At 75.0% G+C, this 18,532-nt stretch carries 16 protein-coding genes and 1 pseudogene; 12 read left to right on the top strand and 5 right to left on the bottom strand.

The annotated features are described in order from the left end of the window. Positions 1 to 286 precede the first annotated feature (286 nt). Positions 287 to 1,789 (top strand): hypothetical protein, encoded by a 1,503-nt coding sequence (locus ACIRBY_RS11455; protein ID WP_403899345.1) that lies wholly within the window; start codon positions 287 to 289, stop codon positions 1,787 to 1,789. A gap of 191 nt (positions 1,790 to 1,980) precedes the next feature. Then, a complete protein-coding gene (locus tag ACIRBY_RS11460; protein ID WP_403899348.1) occupies positions 1,981 to 3,438 on the top strand; it encodes an alkaline phosphatase PhoX in 1,458 nt (485 codons plus the stop codon). Between the two features lie 27 nt (positions 3,439 to 3,465). On the opposite strand, the gene ACIRBY_RS11465 is transcribed toward ACIRBY_RS11460, so the two are convergent. The 4 genes from ACIRBY_RS11465 to ACIRBY_RS11480 all read right to left on the bottom strand — a co-directional run bounded on the left by ACIRBY_RS11465 (position 3,466) and on the right by ACIRBY_RS11480 (position 6,819). After that, the gene (locus tag ACIRBY_RS11465; RefSeq protein WP_403899351.1) at positions 3,466 to 3,642 is read right to left on the bottom strand and encodes a hypothetical protein; all 177 of its coding nucleotides are present in this window, start codon (positions 3,640 to 3,642) and stop codon (positions 3,466 to 3,468) included. Positions 3,643 to 3,755: 113 nt separating this feature from the next. Further along, positions 3,756 to 4,946, bottom strand: coding sequence for a TerD family protein (locus ACIRBY_RS11470; protein WP_403899354.1), 1,191 nt, complete (start codon positions 4,944 to 4,946; stop codon positions 3,756 to 3,758). Positions 4,947 to 5,006: 60 nt separating this feature from the next. Next, on the bottom strand, positions 5,007 to 5,228 hold the full coding sequence (locus ACIRBY_RS11475; RefSeq protein WP_403899358.1) for a hypothetical protein: 222 nt from the start codon (positions 5,226 to 5,228) through the stop codon (positions 5,007 to 5,009). Positions 5,229 to 5,295: 67 nt separating this feature from the next. Beyond that, complete coding sequence (locus ACIRBY_RS11480) at positions 5,296 to 6,819, bottom strand: aldehyde dehydrogenase (NADP(+)) (RefSeq protein ID WP_403899361.1); 1,524 nt, start codon at positions 6,817 to 6,819, stop codon at positions 5,296 to 5,298. 137 nt (positions 6,820 to 6,956) lie between these two features. On the opposite strand from ACIRBY_RS11480, the gene ACIRBY_RS11485 reads away from it, so the two are divergent. The 8 genes and pseudogenes from ACIRBY_RS11485 to ACIRBY_RS11520 all read left to right on the top strand — a co-directional run bounded on the left by ACIRBY_RS11485 (position 6,957) and on the right by ACIRBY_RS11520 (position 15,077). Next, on the top strand, positions 6,957 to 7,775 hold the full coding sequence (locus tag ACIRBY_RS11485) for an IclR family transcriptional regulator (RefSeq protein WP_403899364.1): 819 nt from the start codon (positions 6,957 to 6,959) through the stop codon (positions 7,773 to 7,775). A gap of 93 nt (positions 7,776 to 7,868) precedes the next feature. Next, positions 7,869 to 8,861, top strand: coding sequence for a hypothetical protein (locus ACIRBY_RS11490; RefSeq protein WP_403899366.1), 993 nt, complete (start codon positions 7,869 to 7,871; stop codon positions 8,859 to 8,861). A gap of 88 nt (positions 8,862 to 8,949) precedes the next feature. Further along, complete coding sequence (locus tag ACIRBY_RS11495; RefSeq protein WP_403899368.1) at positions 8,950 to 10,332, top strand: sensor histidine kinase; 1,383 nt, start codon at positions 8,950 to 8,952, stop codon at positions 10,330 to 10,332. Continuing rightward, a complete protein-coding gene (locus ACIRBY_RS11500; protein ID WP_403899371.1) occupies positions 10,329 to 10,994 on the top strand; it encodes a response regulator in 666 nt (221 codons plus the stop codon). The genes ACIRBY_RS11495 and ACIRBY_RS11500 overlap by 4 nt, the downstream gene beginning before the upstream one ends. 62 nt (positions 10,995 to 11,056) lie before the next feature. Continuing rightward, positions 11,057 to 12,505: a peptidoglycan D,D-transpeptidase FtsI family protein gene (locus ACIRBY_RS11505; RefSeq protein WP_403899373.1), complete on the top strand. Its 1,449-nt coding sequence runs from the start codon at positions 11,057 to 11,059 to the stop codon at positions 12,503 to 12,505. 18 nt (positions 12,506 to 12,523) lie between these two features. Then, positions 12,524 to 13,060, top strand: a pseudogene (locus ACIRBY_RS11510) (GNAT family N-acetyltransferase); the annotation flags it as partial. Positions 13,061 to 13,151: 91 nt separating this feature from the next. Then, on the top strand, positions 13,152 to 13,859 hold the full coding sequence (locus ACIRBY_RS11515) for a DsbA family oxidoreductase (protein ID WP_403899377.1): 708 nt from the start codon (positions 13,152 to 13,154) through the stop codon (positions 13,857 to 13,859). A 150-nt stretch (positions 13,860 to 14,009) separates the two neighbouring features. Continuing rightward, positions 14,010 to 15,077: an aminotransferase class V-fold PLP-dependent enzyme gene (locus tag ACIRBY_RS11520; RefSeq protein WP_403899380.1), complete on the top strand. Its 1,068-nt coding sequence runs from the start codon at positions 14,010 to 14,012 to the stop codon at positions 15,075 to 15,077. 6 nt (positions 15,078 to 15,083) lie between these two features. Here the strand turns inward: ACIRBY_RS11520 and ACIRBY_RS11525 are convergent, their stop codons facing one another. After that, entirely contained in the window at positions 15,084 to 16,154 is a 1,071-nt protein-coding gene (locus tag ACIRBY_RS11525; RefSeq protein WP_403899623.1) for a pyridoxal-phosphate-dependent aminotransferase family protein, read from the bottom strand. 64 nt (positions 16,155 to 16,218) lie between these two features. Here ACIRBY_RS11525 and ACIRBY_RS11530 point away from each other — a divergent pair, with 64 nt between their 5' ends. Together ACIRBY_RS11530 and ACIRBY_RS11535 are read left to right on the top strand one after the other, a co-directional pair. Further along, positions 16,219 to 17,313, top strand: coding sequence for an amidohydrolase family protein (locus ACIRBY_RS11530; RefSeq protein ID WP_403899382.1), 1,095 nt, complete (start codon positions 16,219 to 16,221; stop codon positions 17,311 to 17,313). Between the two features lie 314 nt (positions 17,314 to 17,627). Next, positions 17,628 to 18,530, top strand: a complete 903-nt coding sequence (locus ACIRBY_RS11535) for an SCO1860 family LAETG-anchored protein (RefSeq protein WP_403899385.1) — start codon at positions 17,628 to 17,630, stop codon at positions 18,528 to 18,530. The last annotated feature ends 2 nt before the right edge of the window (positions 18,531 to 18,532 follow it).

The raw sequence follows: 18,532 nt of genomic DNA on the forward strand, positions 1-18,532 counted from the left end.
AGGAAGAGGGGGGTGGGATTTGACGGTCCCTTAACGTCTACGCGCGTCAATGTCCTGTGTGACCAGCGAAGTTGTCAAGGTCTCCAGGAAATACGACAGCTGACTGTGGGATGAACTGACGGTTCCGCTCCGCCGGAGGTGCCCTGAAAGCGTCTACTCTGGGTCGCCGCACCAGGTCTGACGGTCCCTCCGCGACCGCCGTGACCGACTCCGCCCGTCCAGATGCGTCCAGATCCGTCCTGATTCCCCGCCGTCCCGCGCGCGCCCGTCCGAGGAGACCCACCCCATGTCCGCAGAGCCGCACTCCACGCTGCCGCCGGTACGGCTGCACTCCGATGCGGAGCTGGCCCGCGACGCCCTCGTCGCCCCGCTGTTCGCCCGCGCCGTACGCCTCGCCCGCTGGGCCGGACCCGACACCCGCGTCGACGTCGGCGGCGAACTCGTCGCCGACCAGCTGCCGGCGGCCGCCGAGGTGCTCGGCCTCGACCCCGCCGACGAGGACGCGCCGGTCCACGCGAGCCAGGCCTGGCGGGTGGCCGTGGACACCGGCCTGGTCGACGTGACGGAACCGGAGGAGGACAGCGGCGACGGCGCGGACGGCGCCGAGCCCGAGTACGGCACCGCCGCGCCCGGCGAGGACCTGCCCCTGCTGGCCGGAGGGGCGCCCTCCGACGTCCTCGACCTGTGGCTGGCGGCCCTGGACGCCGTCCTCGCCGACGCCGCCGTGCCCGACCTGGACGACCTCGTCGACGCCCTCGACGCGGGCGGCGAGATCGACTTCGACCGGCTCGACTGGAACCCGCAGCGCGAGGCGGACTTCCTCGACGGGGTGCTCGCCAACCTCTACCTGCTCAGCGTCTCCGAGGGCGCGCCCGGCGACGGCCGGGTGCCGCTGCCCGTGCTCGCCGCCTCGATGATCATGTCGGACGACATGGGCGACCCGTCCGACGCCGTACTGGAACAGGTCTCGGACGCGATGATGCGCCTCGACGACCAGTTCCGTCAGCTGGAGCCGATCGGCCTCGTCGACTACCACCCCGTCGACGAGGCGCTGATGGCGGAGGCCGAGGAGCCCGCCGACGCGGACGCCGTCGCCGGCGGCCCGGGGCAGGCGGAGGACGACGAGGACATCACCCGGTACGGGATGGTCCGCCTCACCCCGCTCGGCCTGTACGGCGTGCGCGCCCGCATGCTGGAGGCCGGGGTGGAGGCCCCCGCCGTCGGCGAGCTGGCCGGCAAGGGCGCGGACGCGCTGCTCGACGCCGTCTCCTTCTACCCGGAGGGTGCCGCACAGGCCGAGATCGAGCAGTGGCTGGCCGGCCGGGACCTGCCCGCCGCCGTCGCCGAGCTGCTGGCCGCCGCCCGCGGCGACGACGAGGCCGCGCCGCTGCGCCGGCTGCGCTGCCAGCAGGCCCTGACCCCCGCCGGCCCGGAGGCCGAGCCGGCGGTGCGGGCCGTCCTGGACGACCCCCAGCTGGGCGGCCTGGCCCGGGTGTGGCTGGCGGAGCACGGGGCGGCGGACGTGCCGGCCCCGGACGGCGCGATGGTGTTCTGGCTGACGGTGGACACCATCGCGGCGCAGCTCGCGGCGGACGGGGAGACCGAGGAGCTGCCGCTGCTGATGCGGAGCCTGACGGAGCACCACACGGGCTTCTTCGACCAGGTGTGGCGGGTCGAGCACCCTGCGACGGCCCACGTGCTGGAGGCCATGGGCCGGCTGCACCCGGACAAGAAGGCGGCGAAGGAGGCCCGGAAGGCGGCGTTCAAGGCCCGCTCCCGGCAGCCCTGACCCCGGGGCCGCCCCGTGTCGCGGAAGGAGCCGCAACAGGCCTTTTCCGTGGCCGGAGTTCGCCATTCCGTCCGGCGGCAAGGGGCCGGTCCGCGTTCGCGGGTAGTTCAGCCGCCGTTCACGTACGGCCGGGAGCGTGTGCGCCGACGACCGTACGTCAGGCGCACCACCTCCCCACCCCAGGAGACCCGATGCCCCTCAGCCGCAGAGACTTCACCGCCCGCACCGCCCTCGCCGGTGCGGGCGTCGCCCTCACCGGAACGGTCGGCGCCCTCGCCACCGCCCCCGGGGCCCTGGCGGCCGACGATCCGGGGTCCGGCGCGGCCGGCACGGCGGAGGGGCACGGCCGCCCGCACGCCCCCGGCTACGGCCCCCTCCTTGCGGACCCGGCCGGGCTGCTCGCCCTGCCCGCCGGGTTCTCCTACCGGGTGATCACCCGCAGCGGTGTCACCACCCTCGACTCGGGCGAGAGCACCCCCTCCAACCACGACGGCACGGCCGCCTTCGAGGGCCCCCGCGGCGTCACCCTCCTCGTCAACAACCACGAGCTGAAGGGCCCCCGGGCCAACTGGGCGCACCCCGTCCCGCTGACCGAGGGGCTCGTCTACGACCCCGCCGCGTCCGGCGGCTGCACCGTCGTCGAGGTCCGGCGCGGCGGCGAGGTCGCCGAATGGGTGGGCGTCGCCGGCACCTCGACGAACTGCGCGGGCGGGGCCACCCCCTGGGGCACCTGGCTGACCTGCGAGGAGACCGAGGACCTGGCCGGCAAGAACGGCATGACCAAGGACCACGGCTACGTCTTCGAGGTGGACCCCCACGACCGCCGGGCCAACCGCGACCCGCGGCCCGTCAAGGCCTTCGGGCGGTACGCCCACGAGGCCGTGGTCATCGACCCGCGCCAGGGCCACGCCTACCTGACCGAGGACGCCTCGGGCCCCAACGGGCTGCTCTACCGCTGGACCCCGCCGCAGGGCTTCCGGCACGGGCGCGGCGCGCTGCGCACCCTCGCCGCCGACGCCGGTGTGCTGGCGGCCGCCAAGTGCTTCGACAAGGCCGGGCAGTTCGTGGACGACCTGTCGCGCGCCACGAAGACCGGGACGGTCTTCGGGGTCGACTGGGTGGAGGTGACCGACCGCGACGCGCGGAGCCTGTCCGTGCGCAAGCAGTTCGCGGCCGGCGCCGTGACCCGGGCGCGCAAGCTGGAGGGCATGTGGTGGGCCGACGGGGGCGCCTACTTCGTCTCCTCGTACGCCCGCGAGGAGAGCCCGGGCGCCGCGCACGACGGGCAGGTGTGGTTCTACGACCCCAAGCGGCGCACGATCCGGCTCGTCGTCCTCATCGGGGTGAACGCCGACCCCGACGCCGAGGGCGGCTACGACGGCCCCGACAACATCACCGTGTCCCCGTACGGGGGCCTGGTCATCGCCGAGGACGGCAACGGGCTCCAGCACCTGCTCGGGGCCACCGAGTCCGGGCGCGTCTACCCGCTGGCGCGCAACGAGCTGAACATCGGAACCCCGGAGAACCCGGAGTACTCGGAGTTCACCGGGGTGTGCTTCTCCCCGGACGGGCGCACCCTGTACGCCAACATCCAGGAGCCGGGGATCATGCTGGCGGTCACCGGCCCGTGGCGGCGCTCCCCGCGCTGACGGGGAGCACGGGGCCCACGACGGGGCCTACCAGGCCGTGGCCATCTCCGCGCGGGAGGCCGCGGCCCACTCCTCCAGGAGGAACTCGTACGCCTCCGAGGGCCACTCCCCGTCCGCCCAGGTCTCGACGAGGAGCCGTATCGCCTCGTTCGCCTCGGCGGCGGACGGGCGCGCGGGACCCGCGGGCTGGAGTGAAGTCTGCATGGTTCCCAGGCTACGGGCGAGCACGGACAGCCACCTCCGGATTACGCGTGGCATCGATCACCCGGGCCGCCCCGGCCCGGGTGATCCGCGGCCGCATAGGCCCGCCCACCTGCTCAGAGTGCCTGGGAGGCCGGCTGGACCATGCCGCGCACTGTGCGGGACTTCACAAAGTCGCCCATGGCCGTCATCTCCCATTCGCCGGAGAACTGCTTGATCAGCTTGGCCATCATCACGCCGGTCTGGGGCTCGGCGCCGGTGAGGTCGAAGCGCACCAGCTCCTCGTCGCTCGCCGCGTCGATGAGCCGGCAGTAGGCCTTGGCGACCTCGGTGAACTTCTGGCCGGAGAAGGAGTTGACGGTGAAGACCAGGCCCGTGACCTCGGCGGGCAGCCGTCCGAGGTCCACGACGATCACCTCGTCGTCCCCGGCGCCCTCACCGGTCAGGTTGTCGCCCGAGTGCTTGATGGAGCCGTCGAGGATGGACAGCTTGCCGAAGTAGCAGCTGTCGACGAAGTTGCGCTGCGGGCCGTAGGCGATGACGGACGCGTCGAGGTCGATGTCGCGGCCGCCGAACGCGGGCTCCCAGCCGAGACCCATCTTGACCTGCGAGAGCAGCGGGCGGCCGCCCTTGACGAGGGAGACGGTCTGGTTCTTCCGGAGGCTGACCCGGCCCTTGTCGAGGTTGATCTTCCCCGGGGCCGGGGGAGCGGCCGGGGGAGCGGCGGGTGCGGCCGGGGCCGGGGGAGCCGCGGGCATGGGCGGGGCGACGACGGCCGGAGCCGGCGGTGCGGCCGCCGCGGGGGCGGCCGGCTCCTCGTCCACGGAGACCCCGAAGTCGGTGGCGATGCCCGCGAGCCCGTTGGCGTACCCCTGGCCGACCGCGCGCACCTTCCACACCCCGCCCCGCAGGTAGACCTCGACGACCACGAGCGCCGTCTCCGGCCCGAGGCGGGGCGGGGTGAAGGTGGCGATCACGGCGCCGCCGACGGCGTCCCGCACGGTGGCGGTGGGCTCGATGCCCTGGAAGCTCTGCCCCGCGGCGTCGGGGCTGGCCGTGACCACGATCCGCTCGATGCCGGGCGGCAGCGCCCCGGTGTCCACGGTGATCGAGTCCGGCGCCGTCCCGCCGCCGGACCGGTAGCTGACACCGGGCCCGGAGGGCTGGTTGTAGAAGATGAAGTCGGCGTCGGAGCGCACCTTGCCGTCCGCCGCGAGCAGCAGGCCCGACACGTCGAGCCGTACCGGGGCGGCCACGTCCACCGTCACGCGGGTGGTGTCGAGCGGCAGGTTGGAACCAGGGGTCATAGCGGTCATGCCGGGAGAACGACCGGCACCGCTTTGCCGTTCCCTTACCCTGGCGGGATTTCAGCCCCGGTTGCGGGGGTGGCTGCGGGCCGTGCGCTCGTTGCCGAACTTGTAGGAGCCGGTCCAGCGGGCCATCACCAGCTGCGCGTCGCCGGACTCCACCTCGACGAGGAACTTCTCGGCCCGCCCGCCGCGCAGGGCGCCCGCGGTGCGGCCCCGGTGCGTGATGACGACCGTGCCGTCGCCCTGTACCCCGTACGAGAATCCGTGTGCCTGTCCCATGGGGCGCAGCCTGCCCCGCCGGGGCGCGGGGCGGCAACGCGATTACCGGCGCCCCCCCGGGCGCGGCTCAGCCGCCGGTCACCCGGCGCGGGAGGCCCAACGGGTTGTCCTCGCGCAGCTCCGGCGGGAGCAGCGCGTCCGGAACCGACTGGTAGGCCACCGGGCGCAGCCAGCGTTCGATCGCCGTGCCGCCGACGGAGGTGGAGTGCGAGGTGGCCGCCGGGTAGGGGCCGCCGTGGTGCTGGGCCGGGGCGACGGCGACCCCGGTGGGCCAGCCGTTCACCACGATCCGCCCCGCCAGCCCGGTGACCTGTGCGATCAGTGCGGCGGCCGGGCCCGGGGCGCCCTCGGTCTCGGCCCGCGACAGCTGGAGGGTGGCGCTCAGGTTCCCGTCGAGCAGGTCCAGCACCGCGGCGGCCTCCTCCGGGCCCGCGTAGCGGACGACGACGGTCACCGGTCCGAAGCACTCCTCCAGGAGCAGCCCGTACGGGCCGCCCTCCAGCAGGCGGGCCGCGGCGACGCCCAGGTAGCCCGCGCCGACGGTGTGCTCCCCGGCGGGGCCGGCGGCGACCGGGGCGGCGACCCCCGGGAGGGCGGCCCGCTCGCGCACCCCGGCGACGAAGTTCCCCCGCATCCGGTGGTCGAGCAGTACCCCCGGCCCGGTCTGCCCGAGCTGCTCGGCGAGCGCGGCGGTGAGCCGGTCGCCGTCGGCCCCCTCGGGCACCAGGACCAGGCCGGGCTTCACGCAGAACTGGCCCACGCCGAGGGTCACGGAGGCGGCGAGTCCGGAGCCGATCTCCTCGGCGCGCTCGGCGGCCGCCGCGGGGGTGACCACGACGGGGTTGAGGGAGCCCAGCTCGCCGTGGAAGGGGATGGGCACCGGACGGGCGGCGGCCGCGTCGAACAGGGCCCGGCCGCCGCGGACGGAACCGGTGAATCCGGCGGCGCGGACCAGCGGGTGGCGGATCAGCTCCAGGCCGGCGTCGAACCCGTGGACCACCGTCACCACGTCCGCCGGCAGCCCGCTCGCCACGGCCGCCCGCCGCAGCAGCCCGCCGCACAGCTCGGAGACGGCCGGGTGGTCCGGGTGCGCCTTGACCACCACCGGGCAGCCGGCGGCGAGGGCGCTGGCGGTGTCCCCGCCGGGCACCGAGAAGGCCAGCGGGAAGTTGGAGGCGGCGTAGACGGCGACCACGCCCAGCGGCACCTTGTAGCGGCGCAGCTCGGGGCGCGGCGGGGCGAGGGAGGGGTCGGCCGGGTCGATCCGGACGTCGAGGTAGGCGCCCTCCTCGACCACGTCGGCGAAGGCCCGCAGCTGGCCGGTGGTGCGGGCGAGCTCGCCGGTGAGCCGGGCGCCGCCCAGCGCCGTCTCGGCGTCGGCGGCCTCCACGATCTGCGCGGCGGCGCCGTCGAGCAGCCCGGCGGCGGCCCGCAGGAAGGCGGCGCGGGCGGCCGGGTCCGCCAGGGCGGCGCGCGCGGCGTGGGCCGCCCGTACGGCCCGGTCCACGTCCGGGGCTGTGGCTTCCACCGCAACCCGTTCGCGCTGCTTCCCGGTGCGGGGGTCCACACTCCAGACTGGATTCGCCGTCATGGCCCGCTCCTCCTCGGATCGTTCAGTATTCTGAACGCCGTTCCGGTGGATGAATGATCACTTCTGCTGCGGACTCTAGGTTCCGCGTCCACCGGGTGACAAGAGGCGACAGGGCCGAGCAGGGGGGAAGCAGGCGCATGACGACAGCCGAGACAGCCGGGACGGACGGCCCTCCCGCACCGGTCGGGCCGGGACTCCCCGCGGCGGCGCCGCCGGTGAAGTCGGCGGTGCGCACGGTGCTGCTCCTGGAGCACTTCGCGGCGCACCCGGGGCTGCACAGCCTCGCCGACATCCAGAACGACCTCGCCCTGCCCAAGTCCAGCCTCTACATGCTGCTGCGCACCCTGGTGAGCCTGGGCTGGGTCGAGACGGACGCCACCGGCACCCGCTACGGCATCGGCGTACGGGCCCTGCTCGTCGGCAGCTCGTACATCGACGGGGACGAGGTGGTCGCGGCGGCCCGCCCCAGCCTGGACCGGCTCTCCGACGACACCACCGAGACCATCCACCTCGCCCGGCTCGACGGGACGAGCGTCGTCTACCTGGCCACCCGGCCGTCCCGGCACTACCTGCGCCCCTTCACCCGGGTCGGGCGGCGGCTGCCCGTCCACTCGACCGCCCTCGGCAAGGCGCTGCTGGCCACCCACACCGACGAGGAGGTGCGCCGGATGCTGCCGCGGCGGCTGGAGGCCGTCACGGAGCACACCCTCACCGACCGGGAGGCGCTGGTGGAGGAGCTGGCGCTGGTGCGGGAGCAGGGCTACGCGGTGGACCGGGAGGAGAACACGCTCGGGCTGCGCTGCTTCGGGGTGGCCGTCCCGTACCGGACGCCGGCCCGGGACGCGGTGAGCTGCTCGGTGCCGGTGGCCCGGCTGACGGAGGACCACGAGCGCACGATCAAGGCCGCGCTGTTCGAGGCGAGGGACCGGCTGTCCGTGGTGACGCGCCGCATGTGAGGCGCCGGACGCGGGGGTTCCTCCCCCGGGCGGGGGAGGCGGTTCACCCCCGCGGGGGAGGTGGCGGGAGCCCGCGGACGGGACTGTGGGGGCATGAGCACACGAGCCGTCCACGCGACGCACACGACGGACACCACCCGGCCGCCGGACCCCGCCCCGGGGACCCGGCTGCGGATCCTGCGGGCGGCCGCCCTGGCCGCCACCCTGCCGTACCTGACCCTCAAGGCGGCCTGGCTGGCCGGGAGCCGGATCGGGATACCGGAGGACAGCATCCTGCTGAAGGGCGGGACGACCCTGGCCGTGGGCAACGCGGTCACGCTCGCCATGGACACCTGCGTGATCCTCCTCGTGCTGGTGCTCACCCGCCCCTGGGGCGCGCGCGTGCCCGGATGGCTGCTGACCCTGCCGGTGTACGTCGCCACCGGGCTGCTCACCCCGATCGTCCTCGGGTACCCGGCCCAGCTCCTCGTCAAGGCGCTGGGCCTGGGGGCCGGCGAGGCGGCCCGGGCGGCCCGCGTGCCCTTCCTCGACCCCTGGGTGTTCGCCGTCGTGTACGGCGGCTTCATCATCCAGGCGATCGCCCTGGCCGGACTGTTCGTCCCCTACGCGCGCCGGCGCTGGGGCCGGCGCTGGCAGGGGGCGCTCGGGCGGCGGCTCCCGTCCCCCACGGGGGTGGTGGCGGGAGCCGCCGCACCGGTCGGCGCCGCGGTCGCCGCGGCGCACGGGTACTGGGCCTTCGGCGGGTCCGCGGGGCTCTCCGCCGAGATGGCGGCGGCGCACTCGGCGGAGACCGGTGTGGTGTCCGGGGCGCACGCGATATGCGCCCTCGCCGCCGCGGCCGGGGCGCTGGCGCTGGCCCGGGGCGGGCCGCGCCCGGCCCGGTGGCCGCTGGCCCTGACCTGGATCGGCTCGTCGGCGGCGCTGGGCTGGGGGACGTGGATGCTGACCGCGGCCCTCGGCATGAACCTCGGCGAGGAGGAACTCTCCACCACCGCGGTCCTGCTGGCCTACGCTGGCCAGATGATCACCGGACTGCTGGCCGGGGCGGTGCTCCTGCGCTACCTCCACGCCCGGAGGGAGGGCTGAGCCGGGGGAGGCCGCAAGCGATCCGGCGCGGCCGGAGTCCGGAGGGGGCGGCCGGATCCGGTCGGGCGGGAGCCGGCGGGGGAGGGGCATGGACCAGGAGGGGACGACCGTGGGCGCGAGCGGCTTCGGCGGGGGCCGGGCGGCCGGGGCGGCGGCCGTGAAGCGGTGGCCCGGGCTGCTGCTGGGGGCGCGGGCCCGGCTGCGGTGGGTGCACCTGATACTCGGCGGGGCCCTGCTCATGCCCTACCTCATGCTCACCCAGGTCGTGGTCGGCGCGGCGGCAGGCGGGGTCAACGTGTTCGCCTCCCTCCCGCTGACCCTGCTCTCCTACGCGGCCTCCCTGCCCCTGATCGCGGTGACCGGCCTGGTCGGGCTGGTCCGGCCGCTGTCGGGGACGGCCGCGCGGGTCATGACCGGGGTGCCGGGGGACCGGCTGGCGGACGGCCCGGCCCGGTCCTGGGGGGCCCGCTGGCGGGCCTCGGCCTGGTGGACCCTGCACCTGGGCGTCGGGGCGCTGATCAGCGGGATGAGCCTGGCCGTACCGCCCCTGGGGGTGGTGCTGGTCGTCATGCCGTTCTCGGGGGCCCTGCGCGCCTCGGCGTGGGGCGCCGGCCGGTTCAGCGCCGAGGCGGAGCCCTACGTCTCCCCCCTGATCGGTGCCGGGGTGCTGCTCGCGCTCGCCGCCGTCTGCGCCGGTGCGGGGGCGCTGCTGGCCCGGCTCGCACCCGTACTCCTCGGGCCGACCGCGGCGGACCGGCTGGCCGCCGCCGAGGAACGGGCCGCCGACCTCGCCGTCCGCAACCGGCTGGCCCGGGAGCTGCACGACGCCGTGGGGCACGCGCTGAGCGCCGTCACCCTCCAGGCGGGGGCGGCCCGGCGGGTCCTCGACCGGGACCCGGAGTTCGTCCGCGAGGCGCTCGCCGCGATCGAGGACACCACCCGGCGCACGGTGGGCGAGCTCGACGCGGTCCTCGGCCTGCTGCGGGACGGTGACCCGGCGCGGGCCGACGCCATGCCCGCACCCACCCTGGCCGGCGACCTCGACGGGCTGCTGGCCCGCACCCGGGCCGGCGGCACCGTCCTCACCGCCGAACAGGACCCGGGCCCGGCCGGGGACTGGTCGCAGCTCCCGGCCATCGCCTCCCGCGAGGCGTACCGGATCGTCCAGGAGGGCCTGAGCAACGCCCTGCGCCACGGCACCGGCCCCATCACCCTGCTGCTGCGCGTCCACACGTCCGACGACCACCGCGAACTGGAGATCACCATGACCAATCCGGCCGCCCCGTCCCCGCCCGCCCCCGACGCGGCCGCACCGCGCACCACCGGCGGCCGAGGACTGCGCGGCGCCGCCGAGCGGGCCGCCCTCCTCGGCGGCCGCGTCGAGGCCGGGCCGCACGCGGGGAGCTGGCGGCTGCGGGCCGTCCTGCCGCTCGGCGGCGGCGCCGGCCCGGCCCGGGGAGGCGCGCGATGAGCCGGCCGCCGCTGCGCGTGGTCATCGCCGACGACGAGCGGATGGTCCGCACCGCCCTGCGGGTCATCCTCGACGCCGAAGCCGACCTGGAGGTCGTCGGCGAGGCCGCCTCGGGCGCCGAGGCCGTCCCCCTGGTGCGCTCCCTGGCCCCCGACGTGGTCCTGATGGACGTGCGGATGCCCGAGATCGACGGCATCCGGGCCACCGAGCAGATCCTCGCCACCATGACCGACCCGCCCAGGATCGTGGTCGTCACCACCTTCGAGAACGACGCCTACGTCTACGACGCGCTGCGCGCGGGCGCGTCCGGCTTCCTCCTCAAGCGCGCCGACCCGGACGAGCTGATCGGCGCGGTCCGGCTCGTCGCCCGCGGGGACTCCCTGCTCTTCCCGGCCGCCGTGCGCACCCTGGCCGCCGCCCACACCGCGGCCGCCCCGCCCGCCTCCCCGACCTGGGCGGCCCGGCTCACGGACCGGGAGGCCGACGTCCTGCGCCTGATGGCCACCGGCCTGTCCAACCACGAGATCAGCGAACACCTGGGCGTCGGCCCGCAGACCGTCAAGACGCACGTGGCCGGCATCCTCGCCAAGACCGGCTCCCGCGACCGCACCCAGGCGGTCATCGCCGCCTACGAGGGGGGCTTCCTCATGAAGAAAGCCTGAGAACCCCGCCACAATCGGGGCAGAGCGGAACGCACCGGCCCGCCGGGACGTCCTTCTGGGGGATGAACAAGACGATCAGGCGTGCGTCGGTCTTCTGTCTGCTTCTGGTGCTGGCCCTCTTGGTGCGGGTCACCTGGGTGCAGGCGTACCAAGGCCAGGCCCTCGCAGACGACAAGAACAACCGCCGCAACCTCATCGGGCAGTACGAGAACCCGCTGGGCAACATCATCGTGGGCGGAACGGCGATCACCGGGTCCACCAAGACGGCCGGCAAGGACTTCGGTTACAAGCGCACCTACACCGACGGCCCCCTCTACGCGCCGATCACCGGCTACAGCTCCCAGGCCTTCGGCACGAGCATGCTGGAGGGCGTCTACAAGAACGTGCTCAACGGCTCGGACAGCCGGCTCAAGACGGTGATGGACATCCTCACCAACAAGCGGGCCGACCCGGGCAACGTCCTGACCACCATCGACAAGGACGTGCAGAAGGCCGCCTACGACGCCCTCAACGGCAAGCAGGGCGCCGCCGTGGCCATCGACCCGGCGACCGGTGAGATCCTCGCCGTCGTCAACAACCCCTCCTACGACCCGGGCCGGATCTCGGGCGCCGGCGACCAGGCCGCCTGGGACGAGCTCTCCGCCGACAAGGGCAAGGCCATGGAGAACGTGGCCCTGCGCAAGCCCCAGGCGCCCGGCTCCACCTTCAAGCTGGTCACCCTGGCCGCGGCCATCGAGAACGGGCTGGTCGCCAGCATCGACCAGCCGACCGGGGTCCCCGGCAACTACACGATCCCCGGCACCCGGACGAAGCTGCCCAGCGAGGCGGGCGACGAGGCCTGCAACAACGCCTCCGCCCGTACCGCCCTCAAGCTGTCCTGCAACAACGTCTTCGCGGACCTGGCCTCCAAGCTCGGCCAGGACAAGATGCGGGCCATGGCCGAGAAGCTCGGCTTCAACACGCAGATCGACACCCCGGTCCGCACCAACCCGCCGAGCAAGTACCCGACCAAGAAGCTGTCCGTCGACCAGGTCGCGCAGACGGGTATCGGCCAGTTCGACGTCCAGGCCACCCCGCTCCAGATGGCCATGGTGACCTCCGCCATCCAGAACGGCGGCAAGCTCGTCGCCCCGCACATGGTCTCCGAGGTGACCGACTCGGGCGGCACCGTGCTGGAGAGCTTCAAGGAGCCGAAGACCCAGCAGGTCATGAGCGCGAGGACCGCATCGATGCTCCAGGACGCCATGCGCACCGTCGCCACCGAGGGCGGCGGCAAGCCCGCGCAGGTGGCGGGCGCCGAGGTCGGCGGCAAGACGGGCACCGCCCAGCGCGGCGTGAACAACAACATCCCGCCCCTCGCCTGGTTCACCTCGTACGGCAAGGCGGGCGGCAAGCAGATCGCGGTGGCGGTGATGATCGAGAACTCGGACACCGACCGCTCCGAGATCGGCGGCGGCAGGCTGGCCGCGCCCATCGCGCAGAAGATGATGGCGGCGTGGCTGAAGAAGTAGCCACCGCCTGAAGGGCCGCAGCGCGCCGGGAACCGACGGGGTTCCCGGCGCGTTCCCCTTCCCATGATCAGGACCGCACTCCCCCAAGACCTGGACGCCATCGCCGCCCTGCACGCCCGGGCGCGCGCCACCTACTACCGGGGCCGCGTCCCCGAACAGGCCTACGCGGGCGAGGCCGAGCAGGCCCGCAGCCGCGAGGCCTGGTCGCGCGCGGTGGGCCGGTCCGAGGCCGAGGGCCGGGTCCTCTGCGCCGAGCGGGACGGGCAGATCACCGGGGTGGCCGCCTTCCTCACCGCCGACGGCGTGACCACCCTGACCCAGCTCCACGTGGACCCCGCCCACTGGCGCAGGGGCACCGGCGCCGCCCTGCACGCCGCGTGCCTCGCCGCCTGGCGCCGGGCCGGCGTCGAGCGGGTGCGCCTGGAGGTCTTCGAGCACAACGTCCGCGCCCAGGCCTTCTACGCCTCGCACGGCTGGCGCCCCGACCCCTCCGCCACCCCCGCCGGATCCCACCGCACCCTGTGGCTGGAGGTGGAGGGGGCGTCCGGGGAATGAGACGCTCCGGCGAATGGTTGAACCACAAACCGTTTCGCCCCGCGAAACCCCGCCCCGACCCCCACCCGGAATCCCGGAGAGAAGAAGGATCATGCGCGTCGAGATCTGGAGCGACATCGCCTGCCCCTGGTGCTACATCGGAAAGGCCCGTTTCACCAAGGGGCTGGCCGAGTTCGCGCACCGCGACGAGGTGGAGGTCGTCTTCCGCTCCTTCGAGCTCGACCCCCACGGAGCCAAGGGCGTCACCGCGCCCGTCGTGGAGATGCTCGCCCGCAAGTACGGCCGCACCCTCGACGAGGCGCGCGGCATGGAGGAGCACGTCGCCGCGAGCGCCCGCGCGGAGGGGTTGGAGTACCGGACCGACGGCCGCGACCACGGCAACACCTTCGACATCCACCGCCTCCTGCACCTGGCCGCCGCCCGCGGCCGTCAGGAGCAGCTCCTGGACCTCGCCTTCCGCGCCAACTTCGCCGAGGAGCGCTCGGTCTTCGACGCGGAGGTGCTGCTCGCCCTCGCGGTGGAGGCCGGCCTGGACGAGGCGGAGGCCCGCGCGGTCCTCGCCGACGACTCCGCCTACGCGGCCGAGGTCCGGGCCGACGAGCGCGAGGCGGCCGAACTGGGCGCCAACGCCGTCCCGTTCTTCGTCCTCGACCGCCGCTACGGCATCTCCGGCGGCCAGCCCGCCGAGGTGTTCACCCGGGCCCTGGAGCAGGCCTGGGCCGGGCGCGAGCTCCCCGAGCCGGCCGCCGACGCCGAGGCCTGCACACCGGACGGGGCCTGCGCCGTCCCCCAGGCCTGACCCTCCGGCCCCCTCGCCCGGGGCGCCCGCGTACCTCCGTACGCGGGCGCCGACCGGCTTCCCCGGGGCCATCGGCATAAGCAATGCTTTGGGCTGGCACGCAAAACTCGCCAATGGACTTTGAGGAGGTCCTCGCGCAGAGTGGACGCCATGGATCTTCCGCTCTCCGACGTCTCCCGGGTCTGCGCCGCCGAGTTCGCGCACACCACCACCTACCTCGACACCGCCGGCGCCGGGGTGCTCCCCCGCTCCGCCGTCGCCGCGGTACGGGAGCTGGCCGAGGCGGCCGGGGCCGGGCTGCCCGCCGGGGCCGGCGACTTCGACGTCGTCGAGCGGGTGCGGGCCTCCTTCGCCCGGCTGGTCGCGGTCGACCCGGAGCGCGTCGCCGTCGGCTCGACCGTCGCCACCCACGTGGGCCTGATCGCGGCCTCCCTGCCCGACGGGGCCGAGGTCCTCGTGCCCGAGCGGGACTTCGCCTCCGTCATGAACCCCTTCGTGCTGCGCGGCGGCCTCAAGGTCCGCTTCGCCCCGCTGGAATCCCTCGCCGAGGCCGTCCGCCCCGACACCGCCCTGGTCGCGCTCAGCGCCGTGCAGTCCGCCGACGGCAGGACGGCGGACCTCGCCGCCGTCCGCGCGGCGGCCGCCGCGCACGGGGCGCGGATGCTCGTGGACGCCACCCAGGCCGCCGGCTGGCTGCCCTTCGACGCCTCGCCGTACGCGTACACGGTGACCGGCGGCTACAAGTGGCTGCTCGGCGGCCGCGGCGCCTCGTACCTGACGGTCTCGCAGGAGGCCCAGCCCGGCCTGGTCCCGCTGCACGCGGGCTGGGTGGCGGCCGAGTCCAAGTGGGAGGCGGTCTACGGCCCGATGCGGCACCTGGCCCGCGACGCGCGCCGCTTCGACGAATCCGCGGCCTTCCTCCCCTACTACGCCGCCCAGCCCTCCCTGGCGCTGCTGGAGCGCGTCGGCGTCGAGGCAGTCCACGCCCACGACACCGCCCTGGCCGCCCGCTACCGGGCCGGGCTCGCCCGCCTCGGCCACCAGCCCGTGCCCGGGGACGCCGCGATCGTCTCCGTCCCCGGCCTGGCCCCTCGGCAGCCCGCCCTCGAAGCCGCCGGGATCCGCACCTCCGCCCGCGGGGGAGCCCTGCGGGCCTCGTTCCACCTCTACAACACCGAGGCGGACGTGGACCGGCTGCTGGACGTGCTGGCCGGCTGAGCGGTCCTACCGCCAGGCCGCCGAGGCCGCCTCCAGCGCCGCCCGCGGGTCCGCCGACAGGGCCGACGCCAGGGCGCGCAGCGACGCCGCGACCGCCTCCGGCGAGGCCGCCGGGCCGTAGTGGTTGACCCGGACCATCTCCTGCGCCAGCGCACCGCCGCCCGCCGCCAGCGGGGCCGACCCGTCGGCGGCCAGGGCCTTGGCCACCACCGCCGAGGCGTCCGGCACCCGCAGCGTGGTCGCCACCGGCGCCGCCTGCGCGCGGTCCCCGACCCACGGGGCCAGGCCGAGCGCCGCCGCGCCCGCCCGGGTGGCCCGGGCCGCGGCGGCGTGCCGGCCGAGCACACCGGCCGTCCCCTCCTCGGTGATCCGGTCCAGGCAGGCCTCCAGCGCCAGCATCTCCAGCTGCGCCGGGGCGTGCAGCAGCGTCGTGCGGCCGCCGTCGATCCAGCGCTCCTTCCAGTCCAGGAGGGAGAGGTACGAGCGCCGGGGCGCGGCCGGGTTGGCGGCGAACCGCTCCCACGCCCGCTCGCTCACCGACACCGCCGAGACACCCGCCGGGCCGCCCATCGCCTTCTGCGCGCCGATCACGCACAGGTCCACGCCCCACGCGTCCGGCAGCAGCGGCTCCGCGCCCACCGAGGCGACCGCGTCCAGCATGAAGAGCGCCCCGTGGTCCCGCACGGCCTCGCCGATCTCCGCGACCGGGTTGGTGTTGCCGGTGGCCGCCTCGGCGTGCACCAGCGAGACGAAGTCGATCTCCGGGTGCTCCGCCAGCGCGCGGGCCACCTGCTCGCCGCTCACCGCCGTGTCGAACGGCACGGCCAGGTCCACCACGTTCGCCCCGGCGTCCCGCAGCCAGTTGCCGAACGTGGTCCCGTACGGGCCGGTGACCACGTTCAGCGCCGTCGAGCCCGGCCGGGCCCCGGAGCGGATGCAGCCCTCCAGCGGCAGCAGCGCCTCGCCCTGGGTGATCACCACGTCGTGCCGGGTGTCCAGCAGCCGCGCGACGCCCCGCTCGACGGCGGCGAAGCGCTCGGCGGTCAGCGGCGGAAGGTCCAGAAGGGGGTGGGTCACGGCGGTGCTCTCTTCGTCCGGGGTCACCGGCCGAGCCTACCCAGCGCGCACGTACAGTGCGGACATGAGTGATCACAGCGGTGTGCTCCATGTGAAGGGACGCGTGCTCGTCGGGCCCCACGAGGTCCGCGACGAGCTCTGGGTCGTCGGCGGGCGGATCACCTACGAGCGGCCGGCCGCCGCCCGCGCGGCCACCACCGTCACCGGCTGGGTCCTGCCGGGGCTGGTCGACGCGCACTGCCACGTCGGCCTCGACGCCCACGGGCCGGTCGACGCCGCGACCGCCGAGGCCCAGGCCCTCACCGACCGGGACGCGGGCACCCTCCTGATCCGCGACGCGGGCTCCCCCTCCGACACCCGCTGGATCGACGACCGCGAGGACCTCCCGAAGATCATCAGGGCGGGCCGGCACATCGCGCGCACGCGCCGCTACATCCGCAACTACGCGCACGAGATCGAGCCGCCGCAGCTCGTCGAGTACGTGGCCCGCGAGGCCCGGCGCGGCGACGGCTGGGTCAAGCTCGTCGGCGACTGGATCGACCGCGGGGCAGGCGACCTGACGGCCTGCTGGCCGCGCGCCGAGGTGGAGGCGGCCATCGCCGAGGCGCACCGGCTGGGTGCCCGGGTCACCGCGCACTGCTTCGCGGAGGACTCGCTGCGCGACCTCGTCGAGGCGGGCATCGACTGCATCGAGCACGCCACCGGGCTGACCGAGGACACCATCCCCCTCTTCGCCGAGCGCGGTGTCGCGATCGTCCCCACGCTCGTCAACATCGCGACCTTCCCGAAGCTGGCGGCGGGCGGCGAGGCCAAGTTCCCCCGCTGGTCGGCCCACATGCGCAGGCTCCACGAGCGGCGCTACGACACCGTCCGCGCGGCCTGGGACGCGGGCATCGGGGTGTACGTCGGCACGGACGCGGGCGGTTCGCTGCCGCACGGCCTGGTCGCCGCCGAGGTGCAGGAGCTCGTGAAGGCCGGGATCCCGCCGCTCGACGCCCTCTCGGCGACGGCCTGGGCGGCCCGCGAGTGGCTCGGCAGGCCCGGCCTGGCCGAGGGCGCACCCGCCGACCTGGTGGTCTACGGCTCCGATCCGCGGGAGGACGTGCGCGTGCTGGCGCAGCCGGACCGGGTGGTCGTGAACGGGGCGGTCCGCGCCTGAGCCGGGCCGGACGCCGACGGGGCGGCGCGGGCGCGCGGTTGACGGGGGCGTGACCCGGGACCCACGCCCGTCGTTGTGGCTGTCCGAAAAGGGTCGGCGGCGGCAGCCGGGCCGAGGCGCGCGGGAACTCCTGTGCCGTGTGGGGCGCAACAAATCGAATACACGCGTGGAAACCACCCGTTGGAGTGAACTCACGTCAGGTGGCTGCCCGTTCACTCACCGTGCGTAAAGATTTCGGGCGTCAAGCCGTCGGCGTGCGCGGTGTCCCCCATCGGCGCCGCGACGGCACCCATCTCCCCGGGGGTTCCTCCACCGTGAACCGCAACACCTTCCGCCTGCCCGCGGCCGTCCTGCTCGCCACGGGGGCGGTGGCCCTGCTCGCCGCACCCCCCGCCCTCGCCACCGACGGCAGCGGCGGCCAGGGCACCTCCGGAGCCGCCGTCCTGCGGACCGGACTGGACGTGGGCCTGCTCAACAAGACGGTGCACGTACCGCTGAAGACCACCCTCAACGAGGTCAGCGCCCCCGCCACGGCCGAGAAGACGGCCCTCACCGTGACCCTCGACGGGGTCGAACAGGGGCAGCCGGTGAACGTGCTCACGGCGGACGCCGCCACCGCCGGGGCCACCGCCGACGACAACGGCGCCCGGGCCGAGGCCAACCTCGCCCACGCCAGGGTGCACCTCCCGGGCCTGCCCGCCCTCTCCCTCGTCGAGGTCGAGAAGGTCACCTCCAAGGCCGTCTGCGAGGCCGGCGCGAAGCCCGTCGCCACCTCGAACGTCCTCGGCACCGTCACCGCCCTCGGCAAGAAGGTCACCCTGACGGCCGGCGGCCCCACCGAGGTCGAGGTCCCGGGCGTCGGCACGGTCTCCCTGCGGCTCTCCGACACGCAGACCACCTCCACCACCGCGGCGGCCGCCGCGCTCCGTCTGAAGGTGTCGGTGAACCCGCTGAAGCTCAACGTGGCGCAGGTCGACGGCGAGGTCGTCCTGGCGGAGGCGCACTGCACGTCCCCGACGGCGGCCGCGAAGCCCGCGGCCAAGGCGGACGTCAAGCCGGACGTCAAGCCGCAGGCCGCCGTCTCCACGACCGGCCGCGCCGACCTCGCCGAGACCGGGGCCGGCTCGGCCACGCCGTGGGTCGCCGGCGGCGCGCTGCTCCTGCTCGGCGTCGGTGCGTGCGCCCTCGTCGTGACCCGGCGCGGCCGGACCTCGTGACC

Source organism: Streptomyces sp. NPDC096136 (genome assembly GCF_044763325.1).
Taxonomy (GTDB): domain Bacteria; phylum Actinomycetota; class Actinomycetes; order Streptomycetales; family Streptomycetaceae; genus Streptomyces.

Excerpts from the sequence above, each read along its gene's own strand:
- ACIRBY_RS11465 (WP_403899351.1), bottom strand. The coding sequence starts at position 3,642 with ATGCAGACTTCACTCCAGCCCGCGGGTCCCGCGCGCCCGTCCGCCGCC.
- ACIRBY_RS11460 (WP_403899348.1), top strand. The coding sequence starts at position 1,981 with ATGCCCCTCAGCCGCAGAGACTTCACCGCCCGCACCGCCCTCGCCGGT.
- ACIRBY_RS11500 (WP_403899371.1), top strand. The coding sequence starts at position 10,329 with ATGAGCCGGCCGCCGCTGCGCGTGGTCATCGCCGACGACGAGCGGATG.
- ACIRBY_RS11495 (WP_403899368.1), top strand. The coding sequence starts at position 8,950 with ATGGACCAGGAGGGGACGACCGTGGGCGCGAGCGGCTTCGGCGGGGGC.
- ACIRBY_RS11480 (WP_403899361.1), bottom strand. The coding sequence starts at position 6,819 with ATGACGGCGAATCCAGTCTGGAGTGTGGACCCCCGCACCGGGAAGCAG.
- ACIRBY_RS11475 (WP_403899358.1), bottom strand. The coding sequence starts at position 5,228 with ATGGGACAGGCACACGGATTCTCGTACGGGGTACAGGGCGACGGCACG.
- ACIRBY_RS11530 (WP_403899382.1), top strand. The coding sequence starts at position 16,219 with ATGAGTGATCACAGCGGTGTGCTCCATGTGAAGGGACGCGTGCTCGTC.
- ACIRBY_RS11490 (WP_403899366.1), top strand. The coding sequence starts at position 7,869 with ATGAGCACACGAGCCGTCCACGCGACGCACACGACGGACACCACCCGG.
- ACIRBY_RS11505 (WP_403899373.1), top strand. The coding sequence starts at position 11,057 with ATGAACAAGACGATCAGGCGTGCGTCGGTCTTCTGTCTGCTTCTGGTG.
- ACIRBY_RS11455 (WP_403899345.1), top strand. The coding sequence starts at position 287 with ATGTCCGCAGAGCCGCACTCCACGCTGCCGCCGGTACGGCTGCACTCC.
- ACIRBY_RS11470 (WP_403899354.1), bottom strand. The coding sequence starts at position 4,946 with ATGACCCCTGGTTCCAACCTGCCGCTCGACACCACCCGCGTGACGGTG.
- ACIRBY_RS11485 (WP_403899364.1), top strand. The coding sequence starts at position 6,957 with ATGACGACAGCCGAGACAGCCGGGACGGACGGCCCTCCCGCACCGGTC.
- ACIRBY_RS11520 (WP_403899380.1), top strand. The coding sequence starts at position 14,010 with ATGGATCTTCCGCTCTCCGACGTCTCCCGGGTCTGCGCCGCCGAGTTC.
- ACIRBY_RS11515 (WP_403899377.1), top strand. The coding sequence starts at position 13,152 with ATGCGCGTCGAGATCTGGAGCGACATCGCCTGCCCCTGGTGCTACATC.